At 68.0% G+C, this 13,665-nt stretch carries 15 protein-coding genes; 9 read left to right on the top strand and 6 right to left on the bottom strand.

Annotated elements, in window-relative coordinates:
* Window positions 1–21: 21 nt before the first annotated feature.
* Window positions 22–1,440 carry an argininosuccinate lyase gene (gene argH / locus IB268_RS09520; RefSeq protein WP_054456589.1) on the top strand — a complete coding sequence of 473 codons (1,419 nt, stop codon included), beginning with the start codon at window positions 22–24 and terminating at the stop codon, window positions 1,438–1,440.
* A gap of 83 nt (window positions 1,441–1,523) precedes the next feature.
* Here the strand turns inward: argH and IB268_RS09515 are convergent, their stop codons facing one another.
* The 4 genes from IB268_RS09515 to IB268_RS09500 form a co-directional block, all read right to left on the bottom strand.
* Entirely contained in the window at window positions 1,524–1,943 is a 420-nt protein-coding gene (locus tag IB268_RS09515) for a type II toxin-antitoxin system HicB family antitoxin (protein WP_054456849.1), read from the bottom strand.
* A gap of 55 nt (window positions 1,944–1,998) precedes the next feature.
* Window positions 1,999–2,184, bottom strand: a complete 186-nt coding sequence (locus IB268_RS09510; protein WP_082401192.1) for a type II toxin-antitoxin system HicA family toxin — start codon at window positions 2,182–2,184, stop codon at window positions 1,999–2,001.
* 162 nt (window positions 2,185–2,346) lie between these two features.
* Window positions 2,347–2,571 (bottom strand): LysR substrate-binding domain-containing protein, encoded by a 225-nt coding sequence (locus IB268_RS09505; protein ID WP_225588708.1) that lies wholly within the window; start codon window positions 2,569–2,571, stop codon window positions 2,347–2,349.
* 56 nt (window positions 2,572–2,627) lie between these two features.
* A complete protein-coding gene (locus IB268_RS09500; protein WP_119449488.1) occupies window positions 2,628–3,437 on the bottom strand; it encodes a helix-turn-helix transcriptional regulator in 810 nt (269 codons plus the stop codon).
* A gap of 148 nt (window positions 3,438–3,585) precedes the next feature.
* Between IB268_RS09500 and IB268_RS09495 the strand changes: the two genes are divergently transcribed.
* The 8 genes from IB268_RS09495 to IB268_RS09460 are packed head-to-tail and all read left to right on the top strand — an operon-like array spanning window position 3,586 to window position 11,828.
* Entirely contained in the window at window positions 3,586–5,286 is a 1,701-nt protein-coding gene (locus IB268_RS09495; protein ID WP_192354153.1) for an FAD-dependent oxidoreductase, read from the top strand.
* On the top strand, window positions 5,261–5,467 hold the full coding sequence (locus IB268_RS09490) for a hypothetical protein (RefSeq protein WP_054456585.1): 207 nt from the start codon (window positions 5,261–5,263) through the stop codon (window positions 5,465–5,467). Before IB268_RS09495 ends, IB268_RS09490 begins: the two co-directional genes overlap by 26 nt.
* Window positions 5,464–6,066, top strand: coding sequence for a VOC family protein (locus tag IB268_RS09485; RefSeq protein ID WP_225591346.1), 603 nt, complete (start codon window positions 5,464–5,466; stop codon window positions 6,064–6,066). Before IB268_RS09490 ends, IB268_RS09485 begins: the two co-directional genes overlap by 4 nt.
* Window positions 6,067–6,098: 32 nt before the next feature.
* On the top strand, window positions 6,099–7,058 hold the full coding sequence (locus IB268_RS09480; RefSeq protein WP_192354152.1) for an MBL fold metallo-hydrolase: 960 nt from the start codon (window positions 6,099–6,101) through the stop codon (window positions 7,056–7,058).
* A 56-nt stretch (window positions 7,059–7,114) separates the two neighbouring features.
* Window positions 7,115–8,149, top strand: a complete 1,035-nt coding sequence (locus tag IB268_RS09475; protein ID WP_192354151.1) for a fumarylacetoacetate hydrolase family protein — start codon at window positions 7,115–7,117, stop codon at window positions 8,147–8,149.
* Window positions 8,150–8,161: 12 nt separating this feature from the next.
* Window positions 8,162–8,830 carry a maleylacetoacetate isomerase gene (maiA, locus tag IB268_RS09470; RefSeq protein WP_119449485.1) on the top strand — a complete coding sequence of 223 codons (669 nt, stop codon included), beginning with the start codon at window positions 8,162–8,164 and terminating at the stop codon, window positions 8,828–8,830.
* A 53-nt stretch (window positions 8,831–8,883) separates the two neighbouring features.
* The gene (locus tag IB268_RS09465; RefSeq protein ID WP_054456581.1) at window positions 8,884–10,236 is read left to right on the top strand and encodes an MFS transporter; all 1,353 of its coding nucleotides are present in this window, start codon (window positions 8,884–8,886) and stop codon (window positions 10,234–10,236) included.
* 38 nt (window positions 10,237–10,274) lie between these two features.
* Window positions 10,275–11,828, top strand: coding sequence for a fumarate hydratase (locus IB268_RS09460; RefSeq protein ID WP_192354150.1), 1,554 nt, complete (start codon window positions 10,275–10,277; stop codon window positions 11,826–11,828).
* 61 nt (window positions 11,829–11,889) lie between these two features.
* Here IB268_RS09460 and IB268_RS09455 read toward each other — a convergent pair whose 3' ends face one another.
* Window positions 11,890–12,708 (bottom strand): tRNA U-34 5-methylaminomethyl-2-thiouridine biosynthesis protein, encoded by an 819-nt coding sequence (locus IB268_RS09455; protein WP_054456580.1) that lies wholly within the window; start codon window positions 12,706–12,708, stop codon window positions 11,890–11,892.
* 16 nt (window positions 12,709–12,724) lie between these two features.
* Window positions 12,725–13,651 carry a tRNA U-34 5-methylaminomethyl-2-thiouridine biosynthesis protein gene (locus tag IB268_RS09450; RefSeq protein WP_054456579.1) on the bottom strand — a complete coding sequence of 309 codons (927 nt, stop codon included), beginning with the start codon at window positions 13,649–13,651 and terminating at the stop codon, window positions 12,725–12,727.
* Window positions 13,652–13,665 lie beyond the last annotated feature (14 nt).

The raw sequence follows: 13,665 nt of genomic DNA, 5'->3' as shown, positions 1-13,665 counted from the left end.
GGCCCTATAATTCCGCCCATCATGGCAAACACTCCCTCCCCCGATCAAAACCAGTTCGCCAACAAGGCGCAGGCCTGGTCCGCCCGGTTCTCGGAACCGGTTTCCGAACTCGTCAAGCGCTATACGGCGTCCGTGGATTTCGACAAGCGCCTGGCGCGCTACGACATTCAGGGTTCGCTCGCGCACGCGGACATGCTGGCCGCCCAGGGCATCATCGGCGCCCAGGACCTGGCCGACATCCAGCGCGGCATGACACAGATCCTGTCCGAAATCGACGCCGGCAGTTTCCAATGGCTGCTCGACCTCGAAGACGTCCACCTGAACATTGAAAAGCGCCTGGTGGAACTGGTGGGCGACGCGGGCAAGCGCCTGCACACCGGCCGTTCGCGCAACGACCAGGTCGCCACCGACATCCGCCTGTGGCTGCGCGCCGAAATCGACAACCTGCTGGACCTGCTGCGCCAGCTGCGCCACGCCCTGGCCACGGTGGCCCTGGACAACGCCGGCACCATCATGCCCGGCTTCACGCACCTGCAAGTCGCCCAGCCCGTCACCTTCGGCCATCACCTGCTGGCCTACGCCGAAATGTTCGGCCGCGACGCCGAGCGCCTGGCCGACTGCCGCCGCCGCGTGAACCGCCTGCCGCTGGGCGCCGCCGCCCTGGCCGGCACGTCCTACCCGATCGACCGCGAGCGCGTCGCCAAGACCCTGGGCTTTGACGGCGTGTGCCGCAATTCGCTGGACGCCGTGTCCGACCGCGACTTCGCCATCGAATTCTGCGCCGCCGGCGCGCTGATCATGACGCACGTCTCGCGCCTGTCCGAAGAGCTGGTGCTCTGGATGAGCCCGCGCGTGGGCTTCATCGACCTGGCCGACCGCTTCTGCACCGGCAGCTCGATCATGCCGCAGAAAAAGAACCCCGACGTGCCCGAGCTGGCCCGCGGCAAGACCGGCCGCGTCAACGGCCACCTGGTCGCCCTGCTGACCCTGATGAAAGGCCAGCCCCTGGCCTACAACAAGGACAACCAGGAAGACAAGGAAGGCCTGTTCGACACCGTCGACACCGTGCGCGACACGCTGACGATCTTCGCGGACATGGCCGGCGGCATCAAGGTCAAGGCCGACAACATGCGCGCCGCCGCCCTCCAAGGCTTCGCCACCGCCACCGACCTGGCCGACTACCTGGTCAAGCGCGGCGTGCCGTTCCGCGACGCCCACGAAGTCGTGGCCCACGCCGTGCGCGACTGCGAACAGCGCGGCTGCGACCTGGCCGACCTGTCGCTGGACGAACTCAAGGCCTACCACGCCAGCATCGGCGACGACGTGCACCAGGTCCTGACCCTGGAAGGCTCGGTCGCGGCCCGCAAGCACGTGGGCGGCACCGCCCCCGAGCGCGTGGCCGAGGAAGCCCGGCGCGTGCTGCAGGAAACTGCGGAGTAAGCCTGGTTTTCCGATGCAAGATGATCGGCCCCGTTAGCGGGGCCGATTTTCATTGACATGCGGGACTTGCAGGCTTGCCAGCCTCAGGCAATCGACACGTCCAGGCGGCGCCCAAGCTGCCCGAGAGCGGATTCGACTTGCTCGATCCGGGATGCGTGTCGCACGTTGAGCAACCGGTCCACTTGCGGCATGTGAACCCCCATGCGCCTCGCCAACTCGGCCTTGCGCACCCCCTGAAGAATCATCTCGTTCGACAGAAAAACCTTGCTGGTGACCAAGGCGGGCAAGGTTACTGACGCCTGGCCCTTGGCAGGTTTGGAGGGCATGGGAATGGGGCGACGCGCCTCGAAGTAGATCTCCAGCGCAGCTTCGAGCGCCTCTTCGGCGTTGATTGCCGCCTCATCGACGTCCTGCCCTACGGCTAGCGCTTCTGGAATATCGCGAAACCGGACTAGCCACGTATCGTTGGAGTCGCGAGTCAGGGTATAGGGATAGGTCAGCATTTGGGCTTCCGTTTGATGAATGTGCCAGGCAAGGGTGTCCACGTGACGCACGGCGTCATTTCAAACCGAGCTGTTTCTTGATTTCGCTTTCCAGATGCTTGCCCATTTCCTTGGACCCATGATGTGGAAAGATAGTGGTCACGCCGCTCAAGGTAACCCGGTAATGGCTGCTGCCTGACTTATGCGGCACAAACACTGCCCCTTGTCGTTCCAGCCATCTCTTGAATTCGCTGTATTTCATGACCGATGGTCACGGCCTGATTGAGCATAAACAAAAATGTTGAATAAATAAACAGAACTGTTTACTTGAGCCGTCCTCCTCCCACCATGAGCGTAGAAGACATAGGAACAGCGCGGCGCAGGGCCGTCACTTTCTCAGACCAAACGATATTGCGGCCGCCCGCTACACGATGCTGAGTGACTCCCCCAGCATTTCCACCACCGCATCCACCTTGGGCAGCAACTGCTTGCCCAGCGGCCACGCCAGGTACAGCGGCAGGCCTTCGGTGGCCAATTGCGGCAGCACCTCGACCACCCGACCGTCGCGCAAGGCGTCGGCCGCCAGCCAGGTCGCCAGTTGCGCGATGCCGAAGCCGGCGGCGACGGCGTCGACCTGGGCCGCGGGCAAGCGCTACCCGACGCCCGCGAGCCGGCGCCGAAACCCGGCAGCAGCAGCCCCGACGCTCAGCGCCCGCCCGCCTCCGGCATACAGGCCGGCACGGCGCGCGCGGCCGGCGCCTTGATCAGGAACTCCTTCAGGCTGGCCACGTTGTTCTTCTTGAAGATGCGGTTCTTGTAGGTGACCACGGTGGTGGGCGACAGGCCCAGTTCGCGCCCCACTTCCTTCGCCGTATGGCCCTGGCGCAGCAAGTCCGCCACCTGGATCTCGCGCAACGACAGTCCGCTGCACCAGGACGGCGCGCGCGGCGCGTCCGTTTCCGCGCGGCACAACTGGTGATGACGCCGCGCCAACGCGATCAGCAGGGGCGCTCGCCCGCGCATCAGTTCGGCTACGTCCGGCGAATGGGCGTGCGAGAAATACAGGTTCAGGTAGCTGATGCCCTCATCGCGGCAGCCGATGAGCGAAATCTTGCTGGCAAAGCCCGGGCGCTCGAACAATACGCGGCGGTACTCGTCATCCGCGATGCGTTCGGGCGACGCGGTCTGGACGACCAGGTCGGGATGGTGGCCGGGCCGGCACGCCATGTCGCGCAGCAGTCCGTAATTGGGGTCGCGCCGGTAGAACTCGTTGTCCACGAACACATTCGTGGTCCATTCGATCAGGGACTGGTTGAGCAGGCTGGCGGCCGACGAATACTGCACCGAGCCCTCGTGGCCGTAGAACACGTGCGACACGTGGTCGGCGGCCACGGTTTCGCGCAACGCCAGCAACAGCGCGGCATGGAACATCGGACCGCCCAGGTCCATGACGGCGGACTCGGCCCAACGGTCCGGCCCCCCGCCCGCGGGCATAGGGTTGTTTGTCTCTTCCATGGTGTCGTTTTCCCCCGCTTGCGCGTGTTTTCCCGATTCTAAGGTCATCCCCCGCCGCCGCGATGTCCTCTTCCGTGAGGACATGACGGACCCGCGCGGCGCTCCTAGAGTGGGGCCTGCAACAAACCACATCGAACTAGGGAAAACGATGAAAGAGCTTCCCATCTATCCATACGTCAGGCCCGAGGAAATGGACCGCCCGCGCCGCGATCCGCATCCGGTGGCGGTCGTGGGGGCCGGATTGACCGGGTTGACGCTGGCGCTGGATCTGGTGCGGCGCGGCATCCCCGTGGTCGTGCTGGACGACGACAACACCGTCGGCGTGCGTGGCCTGGCCTCGCGCGGCATGGTCTGGGCGCAGCGCACGCTGGACATCTTCGACCGGCTCGGCATGGCCGGCGACGTGGTCGGCAAGGGCGTGCGCTGGAACGTGGGCCGCGTGCTGTGCCGCGACATGGCGGTGGCCTCATTCACGCTGCAAGACCAGCCCGACATGCGCCACAACGGCTTCGTCAACCTGCAGCAGTACTACCTGGAAGCCTTCCTGGTGGACGCGCTGATGCGCGAGCCGCTGGCCGAGCTGCGCTGGCTGAACCGCGTCGCCGGCATCGAACCGCAAGCGGACGGCCCGGCGACGCTGCAGGTGGAGACGCCCGACGGCGTCTATCGGTGCCGCGCGCAATGGGTCGTCGCCTGCGACGGCGCGAAGAGCGCGGTGCGCGGCATGCTGGGCCTGAGTCCGCGGGTTTACGACCAGACCGAGGACCGCTGGATCATCATCGACATCGTGCTGCGCGACACCACCTGGCCGGAGGAACGCTGGACCTGGCTGGACGCGCGCAGCAACCATGGCCGCGCGGTCTGGCGCCACAAGATGGCCGATGACACCTGGCGGCTGGATTTCCAACTGCGCGCGGACGAAGACCCGGCCGAGGCGGCAACGGACGCGGCGATGCGCCAGCGCGTGTGGGACCTGCTGGGCGAACGCGTGGAATTCGACATCGCCTGGCACGGCGTCTGGGCCTACCGCCATGAATGTCTGGACAGCCTGCGCCACGACCGCGTGCTGTTCGCAGGCGACTCTGCCCACCTGGTCGCGCCCTTCGGCGCGCGCGGCGGCAACGGCGGCATCCAGGACGCCGACAACCTGGGCTGGAAGCTGGCCCTGCTGCTGCAAGGCCGCGCGGGCGACTCCCTGCTGGACACCTACAGCGTGGAGCGCAAGCACGCCGCGATGGAGAACATCCGCCAGGCGCGCCGCTCCTCGCGCTTCGTCTACCCGGGCGCGGCCCGCTCGGCCGCGCTGTGGCGCGACGCCATCATCGACCTAGCGCCGAGCCACGCCGTCGCCGCCCGCATGATCAACACCGGCCGCCTGTGCATGCCGGCCATCTATCCCGAATCTGCGCTGGCTTGCGGCCCGCACATCCTGGCCGGGCGCGCGCTGCCCAACGTGGTGCTGCGGCAAAGCGACGGCCTGACGCTGCACGGGTTGCTTGGCCCCTGGTTCACCGTCCTGGTGTTCGGCGATGCCCTGCCGGCCGGCGTAGAGGACGACGACGGCCTGCTGCGCTGGGCCGCCGTCGGACCGCTGTGCGATGAACGCGGACGCGCGGCGCTGGCGCACCAGCTCGGCCAGACGCTGGATGGCCAGGCCTGGCTGCTGCGCCCCGACCAGCACGTCATGGCCGCCGCCACGCCCGAGACGCGCGATCCCCAGACCGTGCAGGCCTGGATCAGCGCGGCGCTGGATGCGCCCGGCGCCTGTCCCGAATCCCTGCCCGAGGCCCGCGGCCTCTACCGCTCAACCGGAGGCGCCAGCCATGCCGCTATCCCAGCAACAGCTTGACGACCTGCTCGAGCGCCTCATTGCACTGACCAACGTGCCCGACCCCGCGGCCCAGCGCGACAGCCTGGCCCGGCTGTCGCTCCTGCTCATCGAAGCCGTGGACGACGCGGCACGTGTGCAGGCGGCGGTCGACGAGATGCTGGCGAGCCAGCCCGGTTCGCCCGCCTTGAACATTCCATGAACCACGGAGACGGCGCCATGACGCTGCAACACCCCCCTGCCTGCCCCGCCATCCAGGGCCTGCATCACTTCGCCTGGCGTTGCCGCGACGCGGAAGAAACCCGGCATTTCTACGAAGACATCCTGGGCCTGCCGCTGGTGCACGTGGTCAAGGAAGAACGCGTGCCCTCCACGGGCGAGCACTGCCCCTTCGTGCACCTGTTCTTCGAATTCGCCGATGGCTCCCACATCGCCTTCTTCGATCTGGGCGACAACGGACTCAGCCAGCCCGATCCCGCCACGCCGCGCTGGGTCAACCACTTCGCCATGGAAATCCGCGGTGAGGCCGAGTTGGAAGGGATGCGCCAGCGACTGCTGTCCCACGGCGTCGACGTGGTGGGGCCGACCGACCACCACTTCATCCGCTCCATCTATTTCTTCGACCCCAACGGCATCCGGCTCGAATTGACCCTGCGCCTGCCCGTGGACGACTACGTGGCCCGCAAGCGCCGCAGCGCCCATGACGACCTGGCCGCCTGGACCCGCGACAAGGCCGCCGGGCTGATGCCCGGCGCCACCGGCACCAGCAGCCAGCAGCGCGGCCAGGCCCACGCCAGCTGAACCGCCCACTTTCCATTCATTAAAGGAACACCATGAGCAAACCCTTCGCCTCCCAGGCCGACCTGGCGGAAAAGAAGATCTCCTTCGAACGCCTGTCCGACAACGCCTACGCCTACGTTGCCGACGGCGACCCCAACTCGGGCGTGATCATCGGCGACGACAGCGTGATGGTGGTCGACGCGACCGCGACGCCGGCCATGGCGCAGGCGCTGATCCGCGCGATCCGCGGCGTCACGGACAAGCCCATCCGCCACGTGGCGCTGACGCACTACCACGCCGTGCGCGTGCTGGGCGCGTCGGCCTTCGCCGCCGAGGGCGCGGCCAACGTGTACGCCAGCCGCGGCACGCATGAGCTCATCGTCGAACGCGGCCAGGCCGACATGGACTCGGAGATCGGCCGCTTCCCGCGGCTGTTCCAGTCCGCCGAGACCATCCCCGGGCTGACCTGGCCCACCGTGGTGTTCGAGCGCGAACTGACCGTGTTCCTGGGCAGCCTCGAAGTGCGCATGCTGCACCTGGGCGCAGGCCACACCCGGGGCGACTCCATCGTCTGGATTCCTTCGCAGGGCATCTGTTTTTCCGGCGACCTGGTGGAGTTCAACGCGGGCGTGTACACGGGCGACGCCTATCTGTCCGACTGGCCCGCCACGCTGGACGCGCTGCAAGCGCTGCAACCGCGCCAGATGGTGCCGGGCCGCGGCCCGGCGCTGACCACGCCCGCCGCCTGCCGCGAAGCCATCGGCTACACGCGCGGCTGGGTCGAAACGCTGTACGGCTGCGCGCGCCAGGGCGTGGAGCAAGGCAAGAGCCTGAAGCAGGTCTATGAGGACACGCGCCGCGTGATGGACCCCGAGTTCGGTCACGTCGTCATCTACGAACACGCCATTCCCTTCGATGTTTCGCGCGCCTATGACGAGGCCAGCGGCATCGCCGATCCGCGCGTCTGGACCGCCCAGCGCGACCGCGACATGTGGGCCGAACTCACCGCCTGATCCCGCACGACAAGGCCCCGGCGCGGGCCTGCCTATCCGATACGGAGTACCTGAAGATGAAACTCGCCACCCTGACCAACGGCGCCCGCGACGGCGTCCTGGCCATCGTCAACCGCGACCTGACCCGCATGCGCGCCGTGCCGCACATCGCGGCCACCTTGCAGCAGGCGCTGGACGACTGGGCCCGCGCCGCGCCGCTGCTGCAGGCCGAATACGAATCGTTGAACGCCGGCGACGGCGCCAGCCTCCCCTTCGACCCCGCCCGCTGCGCCGCCCCCCTGCCGCGCGCCTACCAATGGCTGGACGCATCGGCCTACCTGAACCACGTGGAGCTGACGCGCCGCGCCCGCGGCGGCGAGATGCCGCCTTCGTTCCTGACCGATCCGCTGATGTACCAGGGCGCGTCGGATGACTTCATGGGCCCCTGCGAAGACATCACTGCCGCCAGCGAGGAACTGGGCGTGGACCTGGAAGCGGAGATCGTGGTGGTGACCGACGACGTGCCGCTGGGCGTGGACGCCGACACGGCGCTCGAACACATCGTGCTGCTGGGCCTGGTCAACGACGTGACCCTGCGCAACGTGGTGCTGCCAGAGCTGTCCAAGGGCTTCGGCTTCCTGCAGGGCAAGCCCGCCTCGGCGCTGTCGCCCGTGCTCGTCACGCCTGATGAGCTCGCCCCCTACTGGCGCGGCGGCAAGCTGCACCGCGCCATGCAGGTGTGGCTCAACGGCCAACAGATCGGCCGGCCCCAGGCGGGCGAGGAAATGCAGTTCCACTTCGGCGAACTGATCGCGCACGCGGCCCGCACGCGCCGCCTGGGCGCGGGCACGCTGGTGGGCAGCGGCACCATTTCGAATGCCAGCGACGCGGCCGGCGTGTGTTGCCTGGTCGAGGCGCGCGTGCGGGAGATGTTGCGCGACGGCGAAATGCGCACGCCCTTCCTCAAGCATGGCGACCGTGTGTGCATCGGCATGCGCGACGACGCGGGCGCAAGCCTGTTCGGCGACATCGACCAGCAGGTGCGCATTCCCGGCACGCGTCCCATGCCTGGCACCGTATCGGCCGACGCTTCTGAGCCCGCCGCCGCCTGACCGGAGACTGCCATGGCCGATACGCCTGCCCTCACCCTGCACAGCTACTGGCGCAGTTCCGCGGCCTACCGGGTCCGCATCGCCCTGGCCTTGAAAGGCCTGCCTTACCGGCAGGTCACCTGGCACATGGTCAAGGGCGAGCACCAGCAGCCCGCCTACCGCTCGCTCGCGCCCTTCGGCCTGGTGCCCATGCTGGAAATCGACGGCCTGCGCCTGCAGCAGTCGCTGGCCATCATCGAGTACCTGGACGAGCGGCATCCCGGCGCGCCGCTGCTGCCGGCCGATCCGGCGCTGCGCGCGCAGGCCCGCGCGCTGGCGCAACTGGTCGCCTGCGAAATGCATCCGCTCAACAACCTGCGCGCGCTCAAGCGCCTGCGCGCCCAGTTCGGCGCGGATGACGAACAGATCCAGGACTGGTACCGCCACTGGTGCGCCGAGGGCTTCCAGGCCTTCGAGGCGGCGCTGCCCGTGGCGCAGGACGGCGGCTACGCGCTGGGCGCCGCGCCCACGCTGGTCGAGTGCTATCTGATCCCGCAGGTCTACAACGCCTTGCGCTACGGCGCGGACCTGACGCCCTTCGAACGGGTCCGCGCCATCGTCCAGGCCTGCGCCAGCCTGCCCGCGTTCGTAGCGGCCCGTCCGGAAAACCAGCCCGACGCGCCGCAGAGCGCCGCGGCCTAGGCAACGCCTCCCAATAAGAAGCTGAACCGCCGCATTCCCCCACGGAGACAACCATGCAGACAGAAATTCCCGCCGACGGCGCCGCCGTCGCTTCCGCCCGCCGGGCCGCATCCGGCCCGCTGGTCAGCGCCGACGACCGCAAGGTACTGGCCGCCACCCTGGTCGGCTCGGCCATCGAGTGGTACGACTACTTCATCTACGTCCAGGCCGCGGGATTGGTGCTGGGTTCGCTGTTCTTCGCGCCATTCGCCAAGGAAAATCCCGAGCTGTCGCTGATCCTGTCCTTCGCGACGGTGGGCGTGGCCTTCCTGTTCCGGCCGCTGGGCGCCATCGTCTGCGGCCATCTGGGTGACCGCTACGGCCGCAAGCGGGTGCTGGCGGCCACGCTGATCCTGATGGGCGTGTCCACCGCGCTGATCGGCGTGCTGCCCACCTACGCGCAGATCGGCATCTGGGCGCCGGTGATGCTGGTGACGCTGCGCGTGCTGCAAGGGTTCTCCGCCGGCGGCGAATGGGGCGGCGCGGCGCTCATGGCGGTCGAGCACGCGCCGCGCGACCGGCGTTCGCTGTTCGGCGCCTTCCCCCAGATCGGCGTACCGCTGGGCATGATCGTCGCCACCGGCGTGCTGTGGTGCATTACCTCCCTGGTCGGCCCCGACAACTTCATGGCCTGGGGTTGGCGCGTGTCTTTCCTGCTGTCCATCGCGCTCATCATTGTCGGCGTCTTCATCCGCCGCGCAGTCGAGGAATCGCCGGTGTTCCTGGAGATGCAGTCGCGCCGCAGCCATTCCTCGGCGCCGCTGGGCACGCTGTTGCGCAAACATCCGCGCCAGATCCTGCTGACCACGCTGATCTTCGTGGGCAACAGCACGGCGGGTTACCTGCTGGTCGGCTTCTTCATCAGCTACGGCAGCCGGGCGCTGCGCATGCCGCCACAGCAGGTGCTGATGATCTGCACGCTGGCCGCGGCCTGCTGGCTGGGCACCACGCTGCTGGGCGGCTGGCTGGGCGACCGCATCGGCCGCGTGCGCACCTTCCAGCTCGGCTACGTGCTGCTGGCGCTGTGGGCCATACCGATGTGGTCCTTCGTCGACTCCGGCGACGTCATGCAGTTCGCCTTCGCCCTGGCCGTGCTGTCGGTGCCGCTGGGCCTGACCTACGGCCCGCAGGCCGCGCTGTACGCCGAGATGTTCCCGGCCGACGTGCGCTACTCGGGCGTGTCGGCAGGCTACGCGCTGGGCTCCATCCTGGGCGGCGCCTTCGCCGCGATGATCGCGCAGTCCATCATCACCGCCACCGGACAGTCCTGGCACGTAGGCGTCTACGTCATCGCCATGGCCGTGGTGTCGTTCGTCGCCGTGAGCCTGGTCAAGGACCGGCCCGGCGTCACGCTGCACGCCGATTGAACTTGATCCTCTGCCAAAGTCACCTGCCCTCGCACGCCATGAGCACCTTCATCCGCCAGGACGACCTGATCGAATCCATCACCAGCGCGCTGCAATACATCAGCCATTACCATCCGGCCGATTACATCGCGCACCTGGCCCGCGCCTATGAACGCGAAGCCAGCGCGCCGGCGCGCGACGCCATGGCTCAGATCCTGGCCAGCTCGCGCATGGCCGCCATCGGTAAGCGGCCGATCTGCCAGGACACCGGCATCGTCAACGTCTTCCTGGAGGTCGGCATGGACGTGCGCTGGGAGGGCTTTACCGGTAGCCTGGAGGACGCCGTCAACGCCGGCGTGCGGCACGCCTACCTGGACCCGGACAATCCGCTGCGGGCCTCGGTGGTGGCGGACCCGCTGTTCAGCCGCCGCAATACCCGCGACAACACGCCCGCCGTTATCAACACACGCATCGTGCCGGGCGCAAGCGTGGCCGTCACGGTCGCGGCCAAGGGCGGCGGTTCGGAAAACAAGGCGCGGCTGGCCATGCTGAACCCAGCCGACAGCATCGTCGACTGGGTGCTGGCGCAGATTCCCGCCATGGGCGCCGGCTGGTGTCCGCCCGGCATGCTGGGCATAGGCGTGGGTGGTACCGCCGAGAAAGCGGTGCTACTGGCCAAGGAAAGCCTGATGCAGCCGCTGGACATGCACGAACTGCAGGCGCGGGCGCAGCGCGGCGAAATACTGGAGCCCGAGGACGCGCTGCGGCTGGAACTGCACGAGCGGATCAACGCGCTGGGCGTGGGCGCGCAGGGCCTGGGCGGCCGCACCACCGTGCTGGACGTGAAGATCAAGACCTACCCCACGCATGCGGCCGCCAAGCCCATCGCGCTGATCCCCAATTGCGCGGCCACGCGCCATGCAAGCTTCGTGCTGGACGGATCCGGCCCCGCGCACCTGGCCCCGCCCTCGCTGGATCTCTGGCCCGACCTGGGACCCGGGCGCGGATCCAGCGCCGGTCGGCGCGTGAACCTGGACACCCTCACCCGCGAGGAGGTCGGGTCCTGGCGCGCCGGCGAAACCTTGCTGCTAAACGGCCGCATGCTGACCGGACGCGATGCCGCGCACCAGCGCATCCGCGAAATGCTGGCCCGCGGCGAGCCCCTGCCCGCCGACTTCCGCGGCCGCGCCATCTACTACGTGGGCCCGGTGGACGCCGTGCGCGACGAGGCCGTCGGCCCTGCCGGCCCGACCACGTCCACGCGTATGGACGGCTACACCGACATGATGCTGGAGCGCACGGGACTGCTGACGATGATAGGCAAGGCCGAGCGCGGCCCGCAGGCGATCGAGTCAATCCGACGCCACCGGGCGGCCTACCTGATCGCCGTGGGCGGCGCGGCCTATCTCGTCTCCCGCGCCATCCGCAGCGCCCGGGTGGTCGCGTTCGAGGACCTGGGCATGGAAGCGATCCACGAGTTCGAAGTCCAGGACATGCCCGTGACCGTGGCGGTGGACGCGGAGGGCGGCAACCTGCATGTGTCCGGGCCGGCGCAATGGCGCCGCACGGCGGGGGCCAGGGAGATACCGGTGGCGCTGGCGGGCGCTGCCTGACCACGGGGATTGGCGTCCCCTCGAAGGCGCCGCGCGGTATGCGCCACGGCTCGGCGCGTGTTCAATCCAGCTTGAATTCCACCACGGCTCCGCCGCTGCCATAAAGCGGCGCATATTCCAGCACATTGGCGCCGCGGAACCGGTCGCCCAACGCGCCCAGCAGCCAGGACATGTGCTTGAAGCCCATCTCCGCCTTGGCCTGCCCGGCGTACTCGGGCATGAGTTCACGCAGTTTTCCGGCGTCGCCGCTTTCCAGCAGCGCCAGCATGCGGCGGTTCCAGTCGTCGTCGGTCTGGGAAATCAAGCGGTCGGATTCCGGCGCCACAGGCTCGCGGAACATGGTGTTGGACAGGCCGCCTATGCCGATGACCGCCGCCCGCTTGCCCTGGGCCGCGGCCGCCTGCAAGGCGATGCGGCTGAGCTGCTCCGTCTGCGCGTTGTCGTGATACAGGTTATTGGCCGCCAGCGTCACGGGCAGCTTGTCGGTGCCGAAGCCCATCAGCGTGCTGACCGTGATGGTGCCCGTATCGATGGGAAACTGGTCGTAGTCCACGCCGCGCGCATGGATGCCGGCGTCGCGGCAGCCCTGCACGCAGGCTTGCGCCAGGCCTGTATCGCTGGCGATGTCGAAGGGCAGCTCGCCGTACTCGTGCCAGTTCTCGTCCACGTGCACACCGGTGCTGCGCGCGCGGGTGATCCACAGCTGGTCCAGCACCGCCATCCACTGCGTCGAATACACCAGCACCACGTCGGGCCGGGAAGCGGCCAGCGACTCGCCGGCCGCGCGCAGCGCCTGATGCAGCCGCCCCCAGGGCGCCACGTCGCTGCGCAACTGCGGCAGCGGGCTGCCGGGAACGAGAAATGCGGAAACGAGAGTCATGGCATGTCTCCAACGGCTAGGCCGTAACGCCAGCGGGGGCTTCAAGGCGGGACAGCCCGGCCTCCTGCAGATTCCATTCCATCACCGCGTTGCCCGTGCCGATCACGGTGCCGTAGCCATGGAACTTGCCCGCCAGCTGCGGATAGCCCATGGCCGCGTGCATCCAGGTGAACGCGCCGGATTTCACTTCGGCGAAGGCTTCGTCGATGAACTGGGGCAGGAGTTCGAACACCTCGCCCATCCTGCCCTTGCGCATCAGTTCGATCATGCGGATGTCCCACAGATAGCCGTCGTAACGCGCCGGATGCTCCTTGGACATGTCCTCGGGCACCTCGGGCTGCTCGTGGAAATGCCAGTGCGACAGCGTATTGCTGGCCAGCAGGACCGCCCGCCGCCCGCTCTTGCGTATGGCTTCGCGCGTGGCCCGGCCCAGCAGGTCCATTTCCTTCTGCCCTTCCTGGGTGTCGAGGTAGTACGGCGTGTTGTTCGCCGACAGCCCCACCACCGGGATGTCCCATTGCGGCCGCACCATGTGCAGCGTGGTGATGGTGCCGTAGTCCACCCTGAACTTCGGATTGCGCATCATCTTGGTGACCAGGCCCAGCTTGCTGCCTTCCTCGCAACAGGCTTCGGCCAGTTCCACGTCCACGTCCATGCCGAAGTCGTAGCGGAACAGGTCGGGAAAGATCGGATCGACCGAGCGGCCCGCCAGGCGCGGCACGCCCAGGAAATGGTGGCCCACCTGGGTGATCCAGTGCGGCGAATGCACCAGCAGCACGTCGGGCTGCAGGCGTTCGATGCTCTCTCGCACGTGGTCGTAGGCCCAGCGCAGGCTTTCCCAGCCGCCGCGCGAGCGCGGCTCGTTCTGCGGCGGGTTCTCGCCGTACACCAGGTGCGGCGGGTGGGGAGCCAGGAATCCGGAAAGAATTTCGCCGTCCTTCATTGCTTACTCCTTTG

The organism is Achromobacter sp. ACM01, assembly GCF_014851745.1.
Classification (GTDB): domain Bacteria; phylum Pseudomonadota; class Gammaproteobacteria; order Burkholderiales; family Burkholderiaceae_B; genus Achromobacter; species Achromobacter aegrifaciens.
This window is presented reverse-complemented; position numbering and strand designations above follow the sequence as displayed.

Bases quoted from the DNA above. Each gene is read 5' to 3' on its own strand.
- argH (WP_054456589.1), top strand. From the start codon at position 22: ATGGCAAACACTCCCTCCCCCGATCAAAACCAGTTCGCCAACAAGGCG.
- IB268_RS09500 (WP_119449488.1), bottom strand. From the start codon at position 3,437: ATGGAAGAGACAAACAACCCTATGCCCGCGGGCGGGGGGCCGGACCGT.
- IB268_RS09485 (WP_225591346.1), top strand. From the start codon at position 5,464: ATGAACCACGGAGACGGCGCCATGACGCTGCAACACCCCCCTGCCTGC.
- IB268_RS09480 (WP_192354152.1), top strand. From the start codon at position 6,099: ATGAGCAAACCCTTCGCCTCCCAGGCCGACCTGGCGGAAAAGAAGATC.
- IB268_RS09455 (WP_054456580.1), bottom strand. From the start codon at position 12,708: ATGACTCTCGTTTCCGCATTTCTCGTTCCCGGCAGCCCGCTGCCGCAG.
- IB268_RS09450 (WP_054456579.1), bottom strand. From the start codon at position 13,651: ATGAAGGACGGCGAAATTCTTTCCGGATTCCTGGCTCCCCACCCGCCG.
- maiA (WP_119449485.1), top strand. From the start codon at position 8,162: ATGGCCGATACGCCTGCCCTCACCCTGCACAGCTACTGGCGCAGTTCC.
- IB268_RS09490 (WP_054456585.1), top strand. From the start codon at position 5,261: ATGCCGCTATCCCAGCAACAGCTTGACGACCTGCTCGAGCGCCTCATT.
- IB268_RS09510 (WP_082401192.1), bottom strand. From the start codon at position 2,184: ATGAAATACAGCGAATTCAAGAGATGGCTGGAACGACAAGGGGCAGTG.
- IB268_RS09495 (WP_192354153.1), top strand. From the start codon at position 3,586: ATGAAAGAGCTTCCCATCTATCCATACGTCAGGCCCGAGGAAATGGAC.
- IB268_RS09465 (WP_054456581.1), top strand. From the start codon at position 8,884: ATGCAGACAGAAATTCCCGCCGACGGCGCCGCCGTCGCTTCCGCCCGC.
- IB268_RS09515 (WP_054456849.1), bottom strand. From the start codon at position 1,943: ATGCTGACCTATCCCTATACCCTGACTCGCGACTCCAACGATACGTGG.
- IB268_RS09460 (WP_192354150.1), top strand. From the start codon at position 10,275: ATGAGCACCTTCATCCGCCAGGACGACCTGATCGAATCCATCACCAGC.
- IB268_RS09475 (WP_192354151.1), top strand. From the start codon at position 7,115: ATGAAACTCGCCACCCTGACCAACGGCGCCCGCGACGGCGTCCTGGCC.